The organism is Terrabacter sp. FW104-15G4B (assembly GCF_058790095.1).
In genome coordinates, this window is record NZ_JBYTCI010000001.1 from 60,438 (window position 1) to 75,344 (window position 14,907).

Here is a 14,907-nt window from a genome sequence, read left to right on the forward strand (position 1 = left end):
AACGCTGCCGCTCGGTGCGACAGTGCTGACACAAAGGTGCAGTCAGGGTCGAGGAGGGGTCATGCACGATTTGATGGTGGTTTGGTCGGACACGGGTGAGCAGGAGGGTGAGCTCTCCTGGCAGGAGCGTTCACTCTGCGCCCAGACCGACCCGGAGGCGTTCTTCCCGGAGAAGGGCGGCTCCACGCGCGAGGCCAAGAAGGTCTGCGTGGGTTGCGAGGTGCGGTCCGAGTGCCTCGAGTACGCCCTGTCCAATGACGAGAGGTTCGGCATCTGGGGCGGACTGTCCGAGCGGGAGCGCCGCAAGCTGAAGAAGCGCGCGGTCTGATCGTGAGGTTCGAGCCCGGCACCGGCAGGTGTCCGGGTGAAGGTGGTCGCTGTGCCCGATGAGCTAGCCCTGGACCTGGGCACCCCCGCCGCTGCGGGAAGTGCGCTGTCGTCCGCGTCGTTGTCCGCCCCTCCCTCCACCGGGCAACGGCCGAACGCACAGGTCGACGCAGTCGTCGTCGTGCACAACGGAGCTGCGTGGCTGGCGCAGTGTCTCGACGGCGTCGCCGCCCAGACGCTGCCGCCGGCGCGGCTCGTCATCGTCGACGTGGCGAGCACCGACACGTCGGGCGCCATCGCGCGGGCCCACAGCGGTGTCCGTCGGGTGATCCCGTCCGTCGCGATCCTGCGGCTGGAAAGTCGCGAGCCCCTCGGGCGCGCCATCGAGCACGGCATCGAGGCCCTTCCCGTGGACGCAGACACCGCGTCGAGCTGGGTGTGGGTCCTGCACGACGACACGGTGCCGCGCGCCAACGCCCTGGCCCAGCTGCTCCAGGCCGGGCTGAGATCCAAGTCCGTCGGAGTCGCCGGTCCCAAGATCGTCAGCTGGGAGGACCCCCGACAGCTCGTCGAGATGGGGATCCAGATCACCCGCACGGGCCGCCGCCTCGCCTCGCCCAGGCGCGGCGAGGCCGACCAGGGGCAGTACGACCACCGCGCCGACGTGCTTGCCGTGAGCACGAGCGGCATGCTCGTGCGGCGCTCCGCCTACGACGACCTCGGCGGCTTCGACCCTGCGTTCGTCGAGCACGGCGCAGACCTGGACTTCGGCTGGCGGGCCCAGCTGGCGGGCCATCGGGTCGTGGTGGTCCCCGGCGCCGTCGTGCGCGACGCGTCCGCGGGGATCGACGGCCAGCGCCCGGGGGTGGCGCGACCCCGCGAGCTCGAGCGCCGCAGCCGCCGGGCCGCGCGGCAGGTGACGCTGGCCCGGTGCTCGCCGTTCGCGGCGCCGTTCCTCGGCCTCTGGATGGCGCTGTCCGCCGTCCTCGCGTCGCTGACCCTGCTCGTCGCCAAGCGCCCCCGCCAGGCCTGGCGGGAGCTCACCGACGTGACCGCCCTGCTGCATCCGTTCGCGACCCTCGCCGCGCGGTGGCGTGGACGGGGCACCAAGCGCCTGCGACGCGACCACCTGGCCACCCTGTTCGTCGCGCCCACCGTGGCCGCTCGCACGACCATCGACCACATCCAGGACGCCATCACCCCCGAGCGCGCCCGCATCCGGCGAGAGACGGTGGCCACCACCGAAACCGGCCCCGTTGCTGACGACTCCGAGTCGCTGGACCACCTTCCGGCCTCGCTGCCCCGCCGGATCGGGACCCACCCCGGCTTCCTCGCAGTGGCGGCCGTCCTCGTCGCGACGACGGCTGCCTGGCGCGACGCGATCCGCGCCGGCGCGCTGTCGCCGACCAACGCCGGCGTCGCGGGCGGCGAGCTGCGCCCCGTCACCACCGACTCCTCCGGCCTCTGGCACGCGTTCCGCGACGCCTGGCACGGTGCCGGGCTGGGCACCGGCGCCGACTCGGGCCCGCACCTGGCAGTGCTGTCCGCCCTGACCTGGCTGGCCGAGCGGCTCCCCGGCGTCGCCGAGAGTCGGTCGAGCGCCGGCGTCACGATCGCCTGGCTGCTCTTCCTCACCCCCGTCCTGGCCGCCTGGTCGGCCTACCTCGCCGCGCGCGTCGTCACCTCCTCCCGGCTGGCTCGGGCGCTCGCCGCACTCGCGTGGGGGACCGCCGGTGTCGCCGCCTCCGCGGTGGCGCAGGGCCGCCTGACGGTGGCGGTCGTGCAGGTCCTGCTGCCCTTCGTCCTTGCCGGCTTCTGCCTCGCCGCCCGCCGCGACGGCACCTTCACGGCCACGTTCGCCACAGCGCTCGCCACCGCCGTCATGGGCGCCTTCGCACCTGCGTTGCTCGCCCTGTCCGTCATAGCGGCGCTGCTCCTGCTCCTCCTCGGCCCTGGCCTGCGCCGGGCCCGCGCCCTCGTGCTCCTCCTCGTGCCCACCGCGCTGCTAGGGCCCTGGGTCGTGCGGTTCGTCGACGACCCCCGTCTGCTCCTGTCGGGTCCGGGGCTCGTGTCGACCTCCGACGACCGCGGGCCGTGGGGCGTGCTGGCGCACCTGCTGGGCGAGCCGGGCGGCTCCAGCTGGGCCGTGTGGCTCGGGGCCCCCCTCGTCGTCCTCGGCGTGCTCGGCCTCGCGGTGCGCGCGCACACCCGGGGCGAGTCGGTGGGGATGCTGTCCGGCGGGATCGTCGCGATCCTGGGGCTCGCGCTCGCCCTCGGCTCCGAGCGCCTGGTTCTCGGCTCCGCCGAGACCGGCGTGGGGCAGTCGGCGCCAGCGCACCCCTGGGCCGGACTCGGCGTCCAGCTGTGGCTGGCCGGCCTTCTCGTCGGCGTGCTGGCCGGCAGTCGTCCGGTGCTGGCCGCACTGGGCCACCCGTCACGCCGGTGGGGCTTCGTCGCCGCGACCGTCGCCGCGGCCCTCGCCGTCCTCCCGGTGGTCGCCGGCGCCGCCGTCTGGGGCGTCGAGGGCATCGGCCGGACGCTCTCGGTGGGACAGGCCACGCTTCCGGCCGTCGCGCTCGAGCAGGGCAGTGGTCCGCTCGGCAACCGACTCCTGCTGCTGCGCCCGTCGGACGACGTGGTCGACTTCGTGCTGGCCGGACAGGAGCCCGGGGAGCTGCTGCGCGACCTGGACCGCGCGCCGGACGTGGACGACGCATCGCTGGTCGACGCCGTCGCCAACATCGTCGGGGGCCGCGGCGCCGACTCCCTCGACTCGACGGCCCTGGCCCGTCTCGGCATCGGCTTCGTGCAGGTGCGATCCACGGCTGACTCCCCCCTCGCCCGGCGACTCGACTCCTCCGAAGGCCTGAGCCGGCTCGGCACGAGCGAGCGCGGCATCCTCTGGAAGGTGCAACCGCCGGCCGCGGCCGGCGGTGGCCGTCCGGCGAACGCCCCGTCTCGGGCCCGGCTCGTCGACGCCGACGGCGCACTGCTGCAGGTCGTGCCGACCACCGGCCCGCACGCCGCAGTGTCGACGACGCTTCCAGCCAGCGACACCACCCGCCTGCTCGTGCTCGCCGAGCCCAGCGAGTGGTCGCAGCAGGCGCTCGTCACCTTCGACGGACGTGAGCTCGAGCCCGAGGCCGGCGCCACCCAACCGACGTATGCCGTGCCGCTCACCTCCGGAGACCTCGAGGTGGACCTCGCCGCGGCGCAGCCCTGGTGGCGGTTCGCTCAGGCGGTCCTGCTCGGCTTCGTCGTCTTCATGGCCGTGCCCTTCGGCAACCGACGCTCGAGGAGACGCCAGTGACGACGACGACCACCGCGACCGGGATCGTGAGGGCAGGGGCCGTGGCCCTCGTGGCTGCTGCCCTCGCCGTCGGCGCGACCCGCGTCAGCGGCTCCGTGCAGCTGGCGACTCCCGGCGGCCGTGCCGGCCTGCCCGAGTCCTCGACCGTGCTGCTCGACCAGTCAGCCCTGGTGTGCCCGGGTCAACAGCGCCTCGGCGCCACCGGTCTGCGGGACGTGCGGGGCACCGTCACCGTTGCCGCTGCATCCCCCGAGGCCGGTGTCGTCGCCGGCGCGCCGGACGGGGGCTCCGGGACGATCCAGCTGCTCGGAGGCTCCGGCTCCACCGGACTGGCCCGGACCACCGTCCGCGGGGTCGCCACCGCAGCCACGGTGGGCAAGCCCGACGTCGTCATCGCTTCGGCCCGGGGCGCGCTCGCTCCCGGCCTCGTCGCCACCCAGGTGTGGCGACACGCCGGCGACGACGACCGGGGCCTGGCGGTCACGCCGTGCCAGCTGCCGTCCTCGGACGTGTGGCTGGTGGGCGGCGGCGGCGGGCCGTCCCGCACGGAGCGCATCCTCGTCAGCAACCCCGGAGCCAACGCCGTCTCGGTGTCGTTCGAGGTCCTCGGCGGTGAGGGTCGCATCCAGGCGGCCGACGACCGCAGCGTCTCCATCCCGCCCCTGTCGCGCGAGGTCGTCTCCCTCGATGCCATCGCCCCCGACGAGGGGAGCCCCGTCGTGCACGTCACCGCGACGGGGGGTGTCGTCTCCGCCGTCCTCGACGACCAGTGGATCCTCGGCGCCACCGGCCGCGGCATCGACGACGCCACGCGCGCGGCGTCACCGAGCACCGACCTGGTCGTCCCCGGGGTCGAGGCCGGCGGTCCGGTGCTGCTGCGCCTGGCCAACCCCGGCGAGAGCGAGGCGCTGGCGCAGGTGCGGCTGCTCACCGACAAGGGCCGGACCCAGCCCGACGACCTCAGAGCAGTTCGGGTCCCGCCCGGCTCGACCGTCGACGTGACGGTCCCCTCCGCCCCTACCGCCATGGGCCTCGGTGTCCGGTCCGACCAGCCCCTCGTCGCCGCGGCCTGGACCGAGCGTCGCGCGACCACCGCCGACCGCATGGGTGACTTCGCCTGGACCGCGGCAACGCCAGCCCTGCGAGGCGTGGCCGGGGTCCTGCTCCCCGGCCTCGCCGGCACCACGAAACGCCTGCTGCTGACCGCCGGATCGAGCCCTGCGAGCGTCGAGGTCCGCCTCGGCTCGGGCAGCCGGGCGAAGGTCTCGACCGTCACGGTGGCCGCCGACTCGACCGTGGCCGTCGACGCCGGCGACGCCGACGCCGTCTGGGTCGTGCCCGACACCGGCGAGGTCCGGGCCGCGGTCTCCGTCGCCGGAGCCGACGGCGGCGTGCCGTTCTTCTCGGTGGCCCAGCTCACCGATGCGCCGGTGCGCGCACTGTCCGTACCGGTGCGCCAGGTCCGCAACTGACGACGGCGTCGGGGTGGGTGGTCGGGCCGTCCGAGCCCGTCACTCCCCGAAGCCGGGGTCGAGCTCGTCGGGGGAGACCCCGAGGAGCCCCGCGACCTGCTCCGTGACGATGTCGGCCACGAGGGCGGCCACGTCACGCCGGTCCGAGACGCGGGTCTCGACGGGTCGGCGGTAGACCACGATGCGGGCCGGACGCGAGCCCGTCGCCGGGTAGAGGCGACCCAGCGGCACCTCACGGTGGTCCCACGGCGCCGGCCCACGCGGGACGTCCTCGACGGCGAACTCGACTGCTGGGAAAGCCTGCCCGCACGTGGCCTCCAACCGCGCAGCCGCATCGAGCACGAAGTCGTCGAACTCGTCACGGCGTGAGGTCATCGCGGGGACCGGTGGCCAGGCCATCGGCCCGCGACGGCCGCGACCGTGCCGGTCACGACGACCGCGACGGCCGGCGTTGCCGGGACTGCGGGGCTCCAGGGTGTCCACGACACCACTCTAGATCCGCTGCTGCTCCCGGCAGCGGCCCGGCACGGCCGGTCGGCGCGTGGAGGGAGGCCGATCGCGGGCCCACCTGACGGCATACGCAGTCGGTGTCGCCGGGCTCGAACGGCGTGGTGATTCGTCCTGCTCGCGAGGGCGGGCTAGAGTCCCGGATCGTGGGTCTGACACGTGGTTGCTCGAAGATGGGATGCGCCCGTCCCGCCGTCGCAACCCTCACCTACGCGTACGCCGACCGCGCCGTCGTCGTGGGCCCGCTTGCGACATATGCCGAGCCACACACCTACGACCTGTGCCTCGAGCACGCCGAACGCATGACCGCGCCCCGCGGCTGGGAGGTCGTGCGCGTCGGGGGCGAGTTCCCGGAGCCGGCGCTCGCGGCCGACGACCTGCTGGCGCTGGCCGACGCCGTGCGCGAGGCGGGCCGTCCGCGCTCGAGCCGTCCGGCAGATGCTCGCACCGCCTCCCGCGGGCAGGCCACTGCCGAGGCCGACTCCGGAGCCGTCGAGTCCGGCCGCCGCGGACACCTGCGCATCCTCAAGGACTCCTGAGCACTAGGGTGATCGCCGTGCCCCAGCTCGCTGAATTCGTCAAGGCCTACGACGTCCGTGGACTCGTGCCCGACCAGCTCTCGACGCAGGTGGCCCGCGCCATCGGGGCCGCGTTCGCCGAGGTCGTGGCCGTGCCCGACGGTGCGAGCGGTGTGGTCGTGGGGCACGACATGCGGCCCAGCTCGCCGGAGCTGACGGCGGCCTTCGCCGAGGGCGTGACCTCGCGGGGCGTCGACGTCACGGTCATCGGCCTGTGCTCCACCGACGGCCTCTACTACGCGAGCGGCGCCCTCGACCTGCCCGGCGCCATGTTCACCGCCAGCCACAACCCCGCGCAGTACAACGGCATCAAGCTGTGCCGCTCGGCGGCGCGTCCCGTGGGACAGGACTCCGGCCTCACCGAGGTCCGCGACCTCGCGCAGTGGATGCTCGACGGCAGCACCGGACTGGCCCAGCCGGCCGGCGGGCCCGGCTCGGTGACGGAGCGCGACATCCTGGCCGACTACGCAGGGTTCCTGCGCGGCCTGGTCGACCTCTCCGGCTCGCGGCCCCTCAAGGTCGTCGTCGACGCCGGCAACGGCATGGGCGGCCACACCGTCCCGGCCGTGCTCGGCACGGGCGCAGGACTGCCCGAGCTGCCGCTCGAGATCGTCCCGCTCTACTTCGAGCTCGACGGCACCTTCCCCAACCACGAGGCCAACCCGCTCGACCCCGCCAACCTGGTCGACCTGCAGGCCGCCGTGCGCGACCACGGCGCAGACCTGGGCCTCGCCTTCGACGGCGACGCCGACCGGTGCTTCGTCGTCGACGCCGACGGTGACCCCGTCTCGCCGAGCGCGGTCACAGGACTCGTCGCGGTCCGCGAGATCGCCCGCGCCCGGGAGGGCGGCGACACCGACGTCTCCATCGTGCACAACGTCATCTCCAGCGCCGCGGTGCGCGAGATCATCCTCGAGTCGGACGCCACCCCGGTGCGCACCCGCGTCGGGCACTCCTTCATCAAGGCCGAGATGGCCCGCGTCGGCGCCGTCTTCGGCGGCGAGCACTCTGCCCACTACTACTTCCGCGACTTCTGGTTCGCCGACACCGGCATGCTGGCAGCCCTGCACGTCCTCGCTGCGCTCGGCGAGCAGGAGCGCCCGCTGTCCCAGCTCTGCGCCGAGTACGAGCGCTACGTCGCCTCCGGTGAGATCAACTCCACGGTCACCGACCAGGCTGCCGTCGTCGAGCAGGTCCGCGCCTGGGCGCAGGTTCGTGGCGCCGGCACCGACGAGCTCGACGGACTCACCGTGACGTGTCCGGAGGGGCAGGTCCCGAGCTGGTGGTTCAACGTCCGCGCCTCCAACACCGAGCCGCTGCTGCGGCTCAACGTCGAGGCATCCGACCGTGAGACGATGCACGACGTGCGCGACGAGCTGCTCGCCCTGATCCGTTCCGGCACCGAGGGTGCCGACAGCGGCGACAACGCCGACAACGACAACAGCGATCACGCCGACCGCACCGACACCCCCGGCCAGCCCGGGTCCATCCCCGTCCAGGACGCAGGAGACGCTTCGTGAGCCAGAGCCAGTCGACCATCGAGCCGTGGCTGCGCGGCATCATCCGGTGCCCGCAGTGCAAGGGTGAAGTCATCGACGCCGTGCACACCGTCGACGGCGCCGAGGTTGCCGAGCTGCGTTGTGACACCTGCCATCTCGCCTACGCGGTCGAGGGTGGCGTCCCGGTCCTGCTCGTCGACCTCGCCCGCCGCACCGACGGCTGACCGGCCGTGGGCGCCGTGTTCGAAGAGGGTCGCCTCGACGACGAGCATGCCCTGGCGTCCCTCGACTCCAGCGAGACGCTCCGGTCCCTCGCCGGGGCCGGCGCCCAGGTCCGGCGCACCGTCGCGGCCGCAGGTGAGGCAGGACTGGACCGCCTGCGCGACGTCGGCCCCCGTGGTGTCGTCGTGGCGGCCGCCGGTGGGTCGGCAGCCGTCGCGGAGCTCTTCGAAGCCGTCTCGCGAGGCGCCTCCGCCCTGCCGGTGCAGAGCTGTTCGTCGGGCTCGCTGCCCGGTTGGGTCGGCGCCCTCGACGTCGTCATCGCGGTCTCGCAGTCGGGTCGTGCCGCCGGCACGCTGGCGCTCGCCGCGGAGGCAGCCCGCCGAGGTGCCTTCCTCGTGACCGTCGGTGCCGCCGAGTCGCCGCTGGCCGAGGTGTGTGCCCGCGCCCGCGGTGTGCACGTCCCGATCGCCGTCGAAGGGTCCTCCTCGCGCACCTCGGTGTGGGCCCAGGCCACGCCCGCCCTGCTCGCGGCCGACGCCATGGGCATCGCCTCGGTGAGCCACGCGACTCTCGCCGAGCTCGCCGACGTGCTCGACCGCACGGCCACCGACGCTCGACCGTCGTCCGAGTCCTTCGTCAACCCGGCCAAGCTGCTCGCCACCGAGGTCGCCGAGTCCACGCCGATCGTCCTCGGTGACGGCCCCTTCGGGGAGGCCACCGCCAGGCGCGCGGCCGCGATGTTCGGCCGGACGGGGCGGGTTCCCGTCGCGCACGGCTGCCTGCCTGATGCAGCGAGTCAGATCGTCGCGTGCTTCGACGGTCCCCTCGCCCCGGGCCAGTCCGGGGGCGGTGGGGACGACGACATCTTCGCCGACCCCTTTCTCGATGGCCCGAGCCGGACGCCCCTGCGGCTGGTCATGCTGCGCGACACGTCGGTACCGGACAGCCACGGCCTCGCGGACACCGTCGTCTCGGTGGCCGAGGACGCCGGTGTCCGGGTCTCGCTCGTCGACGCTCCGGCGACCGACCCCTTGGTGCGCCTGGCGCAGCACGTCGCCCTGACCGACTTCGCAGCCAGCTACCTCGCCCTCGGCTTCGGCTTCGACCCGGCCACCTCGCCGCACGTGCGCCTGTTGCGCGGCTCGCGGGGCATCTGAGACTCCCGCCCCTGGCGTATGCCGTGGGCGCACCGCGACCGCCGGACGGCGCCCGTCCGAGGGCGTGCGTTCTCCCACGTACGCTGCGACGGTGACGCAGCACTACGACCTGGCCATCATCGGCAGCGGTTCGGGCAACGCGCTCGTGACGGCCGACTTCGACGACAAGCGTGTCGCTGTCATCGAGGGCGGGATCTTCGGTGGCACCTGCCTCAACAACGGCTGCATCCCGACCAAGATGTTCGTCTACGCCGCGGACGTGGCCCGCGACGTCCGCGAGGCGGGACGCTACGGCGTCGACGCCACGCTTCACGGGGTCCGCTGGACCGACGTGCGCGACCGGATCTTCGGGCGCATCGACCCCATCTCCGAGGGTGGTCGTCGATATCGAGTCGAGGGGCCCAACACCACCGCCTACCTCGGGCACGCGAGCTTCACCGGCGAGCGCACCCTCACGGTGCGGTGTCACGACGGAGGGGAGGAGACGCTGACAGCGGACCAGGTCGTCGTGGCCGCCGGCGCGCACCCGGTCGTTCCCGACGTCGTCCGCGACTCGGGGGTGCCCTTCCACACCTCCGACACCGTGATGCGCATCGACGAGCTGCCCGAGCGCCTCGCCATCATCGGCGGCGGGTTCATCGCGGCCGAGATGGCCCACGTCTTCGCCTCGTTCGGCGTCCACGTCACGGTCGTGGCACGCGGCTCGCTCCTGCTGCGGCACCTGGACACCGACATCGCCCAGCGTTTCACCGACCTCGCCGGCGAGCAGTGGGACGTGCGCACCAGCACGAACGTCGTGGCGGTCGAACGGGGCAGTGGCGCGACGGGCGTGCGGCTGCGCCTCGACAGCACGGCCGTGGTGGATGCCGACCTGCTGCTGGTCGCGACCGGACGCGAGCCCAACAGCGACGGGCTCGGGGTCGAGGCCGCCGGTCTGCGGCTGCTCGAGGACGGCCGCATCGAGGTCGACGAGTTCGGCCGGACGGCCGCCGCAGGGGTCTGGGCCCTCGGCGACATCAGCGCGCCCTACCAGCTCAAGCACGTTGCCAACGCGGAGGCGCGCACCATCGCCCACAACCTCGTGCACCCCGACGACCTGCGACCGCTGCCGCACGCGCACGTGCCCTCCGGGATCTTCAGCCACCCGCAGATCGCCACGGTCGGACTCACCGAGCAGGAGTGCGTCGACCTCGGGCTCGCACACGCCACCTACGTGCAGGCCTACGGTGACACGGCATACGGCTGGGCCATGGAGGACACCACGGGCGTCTGCAAGCTCGTCGCCGACCCCCGCACCGGTCTGCTGCTCGGCGCCCACGTGATGGGTCCGCAGGCGACCTCGCTCATCCAGCCACTCGTGCAGGGCATGGCCTTCGGCACCACCGTGGCCCAGCTGGCGCGCGGGCAGTACTGGATCCACCCCGCCCTCGCCGAGGTGGTCGAGAACGCCCTGCTGGGCCTGCGCCTCGGTGACCCCGCCTGAGCGCGTTCCCAGCGCGTTCCCAGACCGCCCTAGGATGACGCCATGGCAGGCGGACTCGTAGCCCTACTCGACGACGTCGCAGCGCTCGTGAAGCTCGCGGCGGCGTCCGTCGACGACGTCGGGGCGGCTGCCACCAAGGCGAGCATCAAGGCGACCGGCGTCGTCGTCGACGACACCGCCGTGACGCCTCGCTACGTCGAGGGGCTGGCCCCCGAACGGGAGCTGCCGATCATCAAGCGCATCGCCGTCGGGTCCCTTCGCAACAAGCTGCTCGTGATCCTGCCGGTCATCATGGTCCTCAGCCAGTTCGTGCCCTGGCTGCTGACGCCGATCCTCATGGTCGGCGGCACCTACCTCGCCTACGAAGGGGCCGAGAAGGTCTGGGAGCTGCTCTCCGGGCACCACGAGGAAGAGGGCGGGGGCGGCGCGGTCGACGAGGACTCGGTCGTCTCCGGCGCGATCCGCACCGACTTCATCCTCTCGGCCGAGATCATGGTCATCGCGCTCAACGAGGTCGAGACCGAGCCGTTCCTCTCGCGGCTCATCATCCTGGCCATCGTCGCAGTGCTCATCACGGCGCTCGTCTACGGCGTCGTCGGGCTCATCGTCAAGATGGACGACGTCGGTCTCTCACTTGCCGGGCGTGACTCCGGCGCCTCCCAGCGCATAGGCCGGGGCCTGGTCAAGGGCATGCCCAAGCTGCTCTCGGTCCTGTCCACGGTCGGCATCGCCGCGATGCTCTGGGTCGGTGGCCACATCCTGCTCGTCGGCGTCGACGAGCTGGGCTGGCACGCTCCCTACGACCTCGTGCACCACCTCGAGGAGGGCGTGGCCGGCATCGCCGGCATCGGGGGGCTGCTGGGCTGGCTGGTCAACACGCTGGCCTCGGCGCTCATCGGTCTCGTCGTCGGTGCGGTCGTCGTGGGGGTGCTGCACGTCATGCCGCGGCGCGGCAGGCAGGACGAGGCCGCCGGCGCGCACTGACCGCGTCGCGCAGCCGGACACCTGGGGCGGTCGACACCGCGTATGCCCCGTGCCGCTGACCCGCTGTTCGCCGAGAAGCTGCGCGAAGGCGCGATCCGCGTCGGGCGCTACGAGATCGTACGGCTCGTCCGGTCACAGGTGCAGTGATCCGGAGCGGCGGAGTGGCCCACCCTCGACGCGACAGTTCGAGACCCCGGGTCGCCGCCGCTAGACTGGGGGACTGCCGGCGTGGGTGATGACCCGCCAGATGAGCCCAGAGGGGCGCGCCGGGTCTGCACACCGACGATCAAAGGAAACGATCACTCATGTCCTTCGACTACAAGGTTGCCGACCTGAGCCTCGCCGAGGCCGGCCGACACCAGCTCCGACTCGCCGAGCACGAGATGCCCGGCCTGATGGCGATCCGCGAGGAGTACGCCGCGACGCAGCCGCTCAAGGGTGCCCGCATCGCCGGCTCGCTGCACATGACCGTCCAGACGGCTGTGCTCATCGAGACCCTCACCGCTCTCGGTGCCGAGGTCCGCTGGGCCTCCTGCAACATCTACTCGACCCAGGACGAGGCCGCCGCGGCCGTCGTCGTCGGCGCCAACGGGTCGGCCGACGACCTGCAGGGCGTGCCCGTCTTCGCGTGGAAGGGCGAGACCCTCCCCGAGTACTGGTGGTGCACCGACCAGATCCTCACCTGGCCCGGCGGCGAGGGCCCCAACATGATCCTCGACGACGGTGGCGACGCCACGATGCTCGTCCACAAGGGCCTCGAGTGGGAGAAGGCCGGCCAGGTGCCGCCGACCACCGAGGAGGACTCCGAGGAGTTCGGCGTCTTCAAGGAGCTCGTGCGCCAGACGATGGCCACCGACCCGCAGAAGTGGACCACGGTCGCCGCCGGCATCAAGGGCGTCACCGAGGAGACCACGACCGGCGTCCACCGCCTCTACCAGCTGGCCGAGGCCGGCGAGCTGCTCTTCCCGGCCATCAACGTCAACGACTCGGTGACCAAGAGCAAGTTCGACAACACCTACGGCTGCCGCCACTCGCTCATCGACGGCCTCAACCGCGCGACCGACGTCCTCATCGGCGGCAAGGTCGCCGTCGTCGCCGGCTACGGCGACGTGGGCAAGGGCTGCGCCGAGTCCCTGCGCGGGCAGGGCGCTCGCGTCATCGTCACGGAGATCGACCCGATCTGCGCGCTGCAGGCCGCGATGGAGGGCTTCCAGGTCGCGCGCCTCGAGGACGTCGTCGAGACCGCCGACATCTTCATCACGACGACCGGCTGCTTCGACGTGATCACCGCCGAGCACATGACGAAGATGAAGAACAAGGCGATCGTGGCCAACATCGGCCACTTCGACAACGAGATCGACATGGCGGGCCTGGCTCGCGTGCCCGGCATCACGAAGACCGAGATCAAGCCGCAGGTCCACGAGTGGACCTTCACCTCCGGCAGCTCGATCATCGTCCTGTCCGAGGGCCGCCTGATGAACCTCGGCAACGCCACGGGTCACCCGAGCTTCGTCATGAGCAACAGCTTCAGCAACCAGACGATCGCCCAGATCGAGCTGTTCACCAAGACCGGCGAGTACGCCAAGCAGGTCTACACCCTGCCCAAGTACCTCGACGAGAAGGTCGCTCGCCTGCACCTCGACGCCCTCGGCGTCCGGCTCACCGAGCTGAGCAAGGGCCAGGCCGAGTACCTCGGCGTCGACGTCGCCGGACCGTACAAGCCGGAGCACTACCGCTACTGAGCGACGCGCCCGCTCGGGCTCGGTCCGCCACCGCGTACGTATGCCGTCCTCCCCGCCGGGTGGGCGGCATACGTCCGTCCGGGGCGAGGCGAGTTGTCCGCGAGCTCAGCTCGGGGCGCGCAGCAGCACGTAGGCAGCTCCGTGCTGCACCACGGACCAGCGCTGCTGCTGCTCCAGGGCCTCGACGACCGGGGCGTCCTTGGCGAGCAGGGCGTAGCGGCAGCCCGTTCGGCGCAGGTAGGTCTGCCACCCGGGAGCAGCTCGTTGGAAGTCGAGGTGCTGCGTGACGTGGCTGGTCGCGTAGATCTCGGTGCGCCCATCGATCGTCGGGCGCACGTTCGGGTGGCGCCAGATCAGCCAGCCGCCCACGCCGTAGTCGTTGCACACGACCGTGTCGTGGGGCAGGGCGGCGAGGCGGGTGTCGAGGTCGTCGGCGCCCCAGGTCGGCACGGCCGCCCGACTGGGCAGGATGAGGGCGGCGATGACGAGGCCGAGCGTGACCAGGCCCACCGTCAGACCGACCTCCCGCCGCGTCACGGGTTCCCGGGTTGCCGGCAGCAGTCCCTGGATGGTGGCTGCGGCCACCGGCGCGATGACGGCCGCGCCGACGGCGACGGTCCGGCTGTAGAGCAGGGCCAGCCCGATCGCGAGGCCGACGAGCAGGATGTCGGTCCAGCGGGCGCGATGGCGTGAGCGCGCCCACACGAGCGCCACGGTGCCGGCCAGCGCGAGGAAGCCGAGGAAGCCGGGCTGGTGCAGCGACGGCGGCATCCACTCCTCGATGTACTGCGTCGTCTCGTTCACGGCGAGGGGCGACAGGAGCAGCTCGGGCCCGGTCGGGGTGAGGGCGGCGACCGCGAGGCAGCCGAGCGGGACGAGACCGAGCCGCAGCCACTGCTGCAGGGTGACGGCGCGGTCGAGCGCGACGCCGACGAGCGTCACCACGCCGATGACGACCCCGAAGAACCACATGCCGTGCGAGCATGCCCAGACCCACGTGACCGGCACGAGCCACCAGCGAGGGCGGCCGTCATGCGCGGAGCGCAGCCACGCCGCCGTGAAGGCGACGGCGAAGGCGAACGAGAGCAGGTGCGGGCGCAGCGACAGGCTCTGGCTCATGGCCACGAGAGACACCGAGGTGACCGCGGCCGACGCCAGCAGCGACGCCTGCGCCCGGGTGGCCCGCCACAGCGTGAACCCGATCGCGGCACCACCGAGCGGGAGCAGCCACGCGACGCCGGGCAGCCCGAGCAGCTGCTGCACGGCGCTCATCAGCAGTTCGGGCAGCCACTCGTGCAGCCGCCACGGCTGCGTGGACATGGTGCTCCAGGGGTCGGGGCCGTTGAAGGTCCACGTCGCGCGCAGCCGGTCGCCGGCGGAGAGGTGCCAGAAGGTGTCGGGGTCACCGATGGGTCGCGCCACCTGCACGACCGCCGCGAGCAGGACCAGCCCCGGCAGCGCCTGGCGCACCGCGAGGGGGAGCGGACCGCGCCGGGCCGGAGGCGCGGGGGAGACCTCGTGGTCGCCAGCCGACACGGTGGGCGCCGGCGCCAGCTCCGGAGCTCCTGGCGTACCCCTCGTGTCGCTCGTCACCGGGCGATCATCCATGCTCGAGCGCGGAACCGG

Annotated in this window: 12 protein-coding genes; 10 read left to right on the forward strand and 2 right to left on the reverse strand. The window is 72.8% G+C overall.

Annotated features, from left to right (window positions below):
• Window positions 1–61 precede the first annotated feature (61 nt).
• The 3 genes from AC3WRT_RS00295 to AC3WRT_RS00305 are packed head-to-tail and all read left to right on the forward strand — an operon-like array spanning window position 62 to window position 5,109.
• On the forward strand, window positions 62–328 hold the full coding sequence (locus AC3WRT_RS00295) for a WhiB family transcriptional regulator (protein ID WP_147066250.1): 267 nt from the start codon (window positions 62–64) through the stop codon (window positions 326–328).
• A gap of 51 nt (window positions 329–379) precedes the next feature.
• Window positions 380–3,637 (forward strand): glycosyltransferase family 2 protein, encoded by a 3,258-nt coding sequence (locus tag AC3WRT_RS00300; RefSeq protein ID WP_492717751.1) that lies wholly within the window; start codon window positions 380–382, stop codon window positions 3,635–3,637.
• A complete protein-coding gene (locus AC3WRT_RS00305) occupies window positions 3,634–5,109 on the forward strand; it encodes a DUF5719 family protein (protein ID WP_492717753.1) in 1,476 nt (491 codons plus the stop codon). Before AC3WRT_RS00300 ends, AC3WRT_RS00305 begins: the two co-directional genes overlap by 4 nt.
• Before the next feature lie 39 nt (window positions 5,110–5,148).
• Here AC3WRT_RS00305 and AC3WRT_RS00310 read toward each other — a convergent pair whose 3' ends face one another.
• Window positions 5,149–5,592, reverse strand: a complete 444-nt coding sequence (locus tag AC3WRT_RS00310; protein ID WP_492717755.1) for a metallopeptidase family protein — start codon at window positions 5,590–5,592, stop codon at window positions 5,149–5,151.
• Window positions 5,593–5,762: 170 nt separating this feature from the next.
• On the opposite strand from AC3WRT_RS00310, the gene AC3WRT_RS00315 reads away from it, so the two are divergent.
• The 7 genes from AC3WRT_RS00315 to ahcY all read left to right on the forward strand — a co-directional run bounded on the left by AC3WRT_RS00315 (window position 5,763) and on the right by ahcY (window position 13,281).
• Entirely contained in the window at window positions 5,763–6,155 is a 393-nt protein-coding gene (locus tag AC3WRT_RS00315) for a DUF3499 domain-containing protein (protein WP_492717757.1), read from the forward strand.
• Window positions 6,156–6,163: 8 nt separating this feature from the next.
• Window positions 6,164–7,714 carry a phosphomannomutase/phosphoglucomutase gene (locus AC3WRT_RS00320; protein WP_492717759.1) on the forward strand — a complete coding sequence of 517 codons (1,551 nt, stop codon included), beginning with the start codon at window positions 6,164–6,166 and terminating at the stop codon, window positions 7,712–7,714.
• Window positions 7,711–7,917 (forward strand): Trm112 family protein, encoded by a 207-nt coding sequence (locus tag AC3WRT_RS00325; protein WP_492717761.1) that lies wholly within the window; start codon window positions 7,711–7,713, stop codon window positions 7,915–7,917. The genes AC3WRT_RS00320 and AC3WRT_RS00325 overlap by 4 nt, the downstream gene beginning before the upstream one ends.
• 6 nt (window positions 7,918–7,923) lie before the next feature.
• Window positions 7,924–9,072: an SIS domain-containing protein gene (locus tag AC3WRT_RS00330; protein WP_492717763.1), complete on the forward strand. Its 1,149-nt coding sequence runs from the start codon at window positions 7,924–7,926 to the stop codon at window positions 9,070–9,072.
• Between the two features lie 91 nt (window positions 9,073–9,163).
• Complete coding sequence (locus AC3WRT_RS00335) at window positions 9,164–10,555, forward strand: mycothione reductase (RefSeq protein ID WP_492717765.1); 1,392 nt, start codon at window positions 9,164–9,166, stop codon at window positions 10,553–10,555.
• A 42-nt stretch (window positions 10,556–10,597) separates the two neighbouring features.
• Window positions 10,598–11,539 carry a DUF808 domain-containing protein gene (locus AC3WRT_RS00340; RefSeq protein WP_492717767.1) on the forward strand — a complete coding sequence of 314 codons (942 nt, stop codon included), beginning with the start codon at window positions 10,598–10,600 and terminating at the stop codon, window positions 11,537–11,539.
• Between the two features lie 305 nt (window positions 11,540–11,844).
• On the forward strand, window positions 11,845–13,281 hold the full coding sequence (gene ahcY / locus AC3WRT_RS00345; RefSeq protein ID WP_492717769.1) for an adenosylhomocysteinase: 1,437 nt from the start codon (window positions 11,845–11,847) through the stop codon (window positions 13,279–13,281).
• Between the two features lie 105 nt (window positions 13,282–13,386).
• On the opposite strand, the gene AC3WRT_RS00350 is transcribed toward ahcY, so the two are convergent.
• A complete protein-coding gene (locus tag AC3WRT_RS00350) occupies window positions 13,387–14,874 on the reverse strand; it encodes a hypothetical protein (RefSeq protein WP_492717771.1) in 1,488 nt (495 codons plus the stop codon).
• Window positions 14,875–14,907: the final 33 nt, after the last annotated feature.

Coding starts and splice junctions, on each gene's coding strand:
- AC3WRT_RS00295 (WP_147066250.1), top strand. CDS start 62: ATGCACGATTTGATGGTGGTTTGGTCGGACACGGGTGAGCAGGAGGGT.
- AC3WRT_RS00340 (WP_492717767.1), top strand. CDS start 10,598: ATGGCAGGCGGACTCGTAGCCCTACTCGACGACGTCGCAGCGCTCGTG.
- ahcY (WP_492717769.1), top strand. CDS start 11,845: ATGTCCTTCGACTACAAGGTTGCCGACCTGAGCCTCGCCGAGGCCGGC.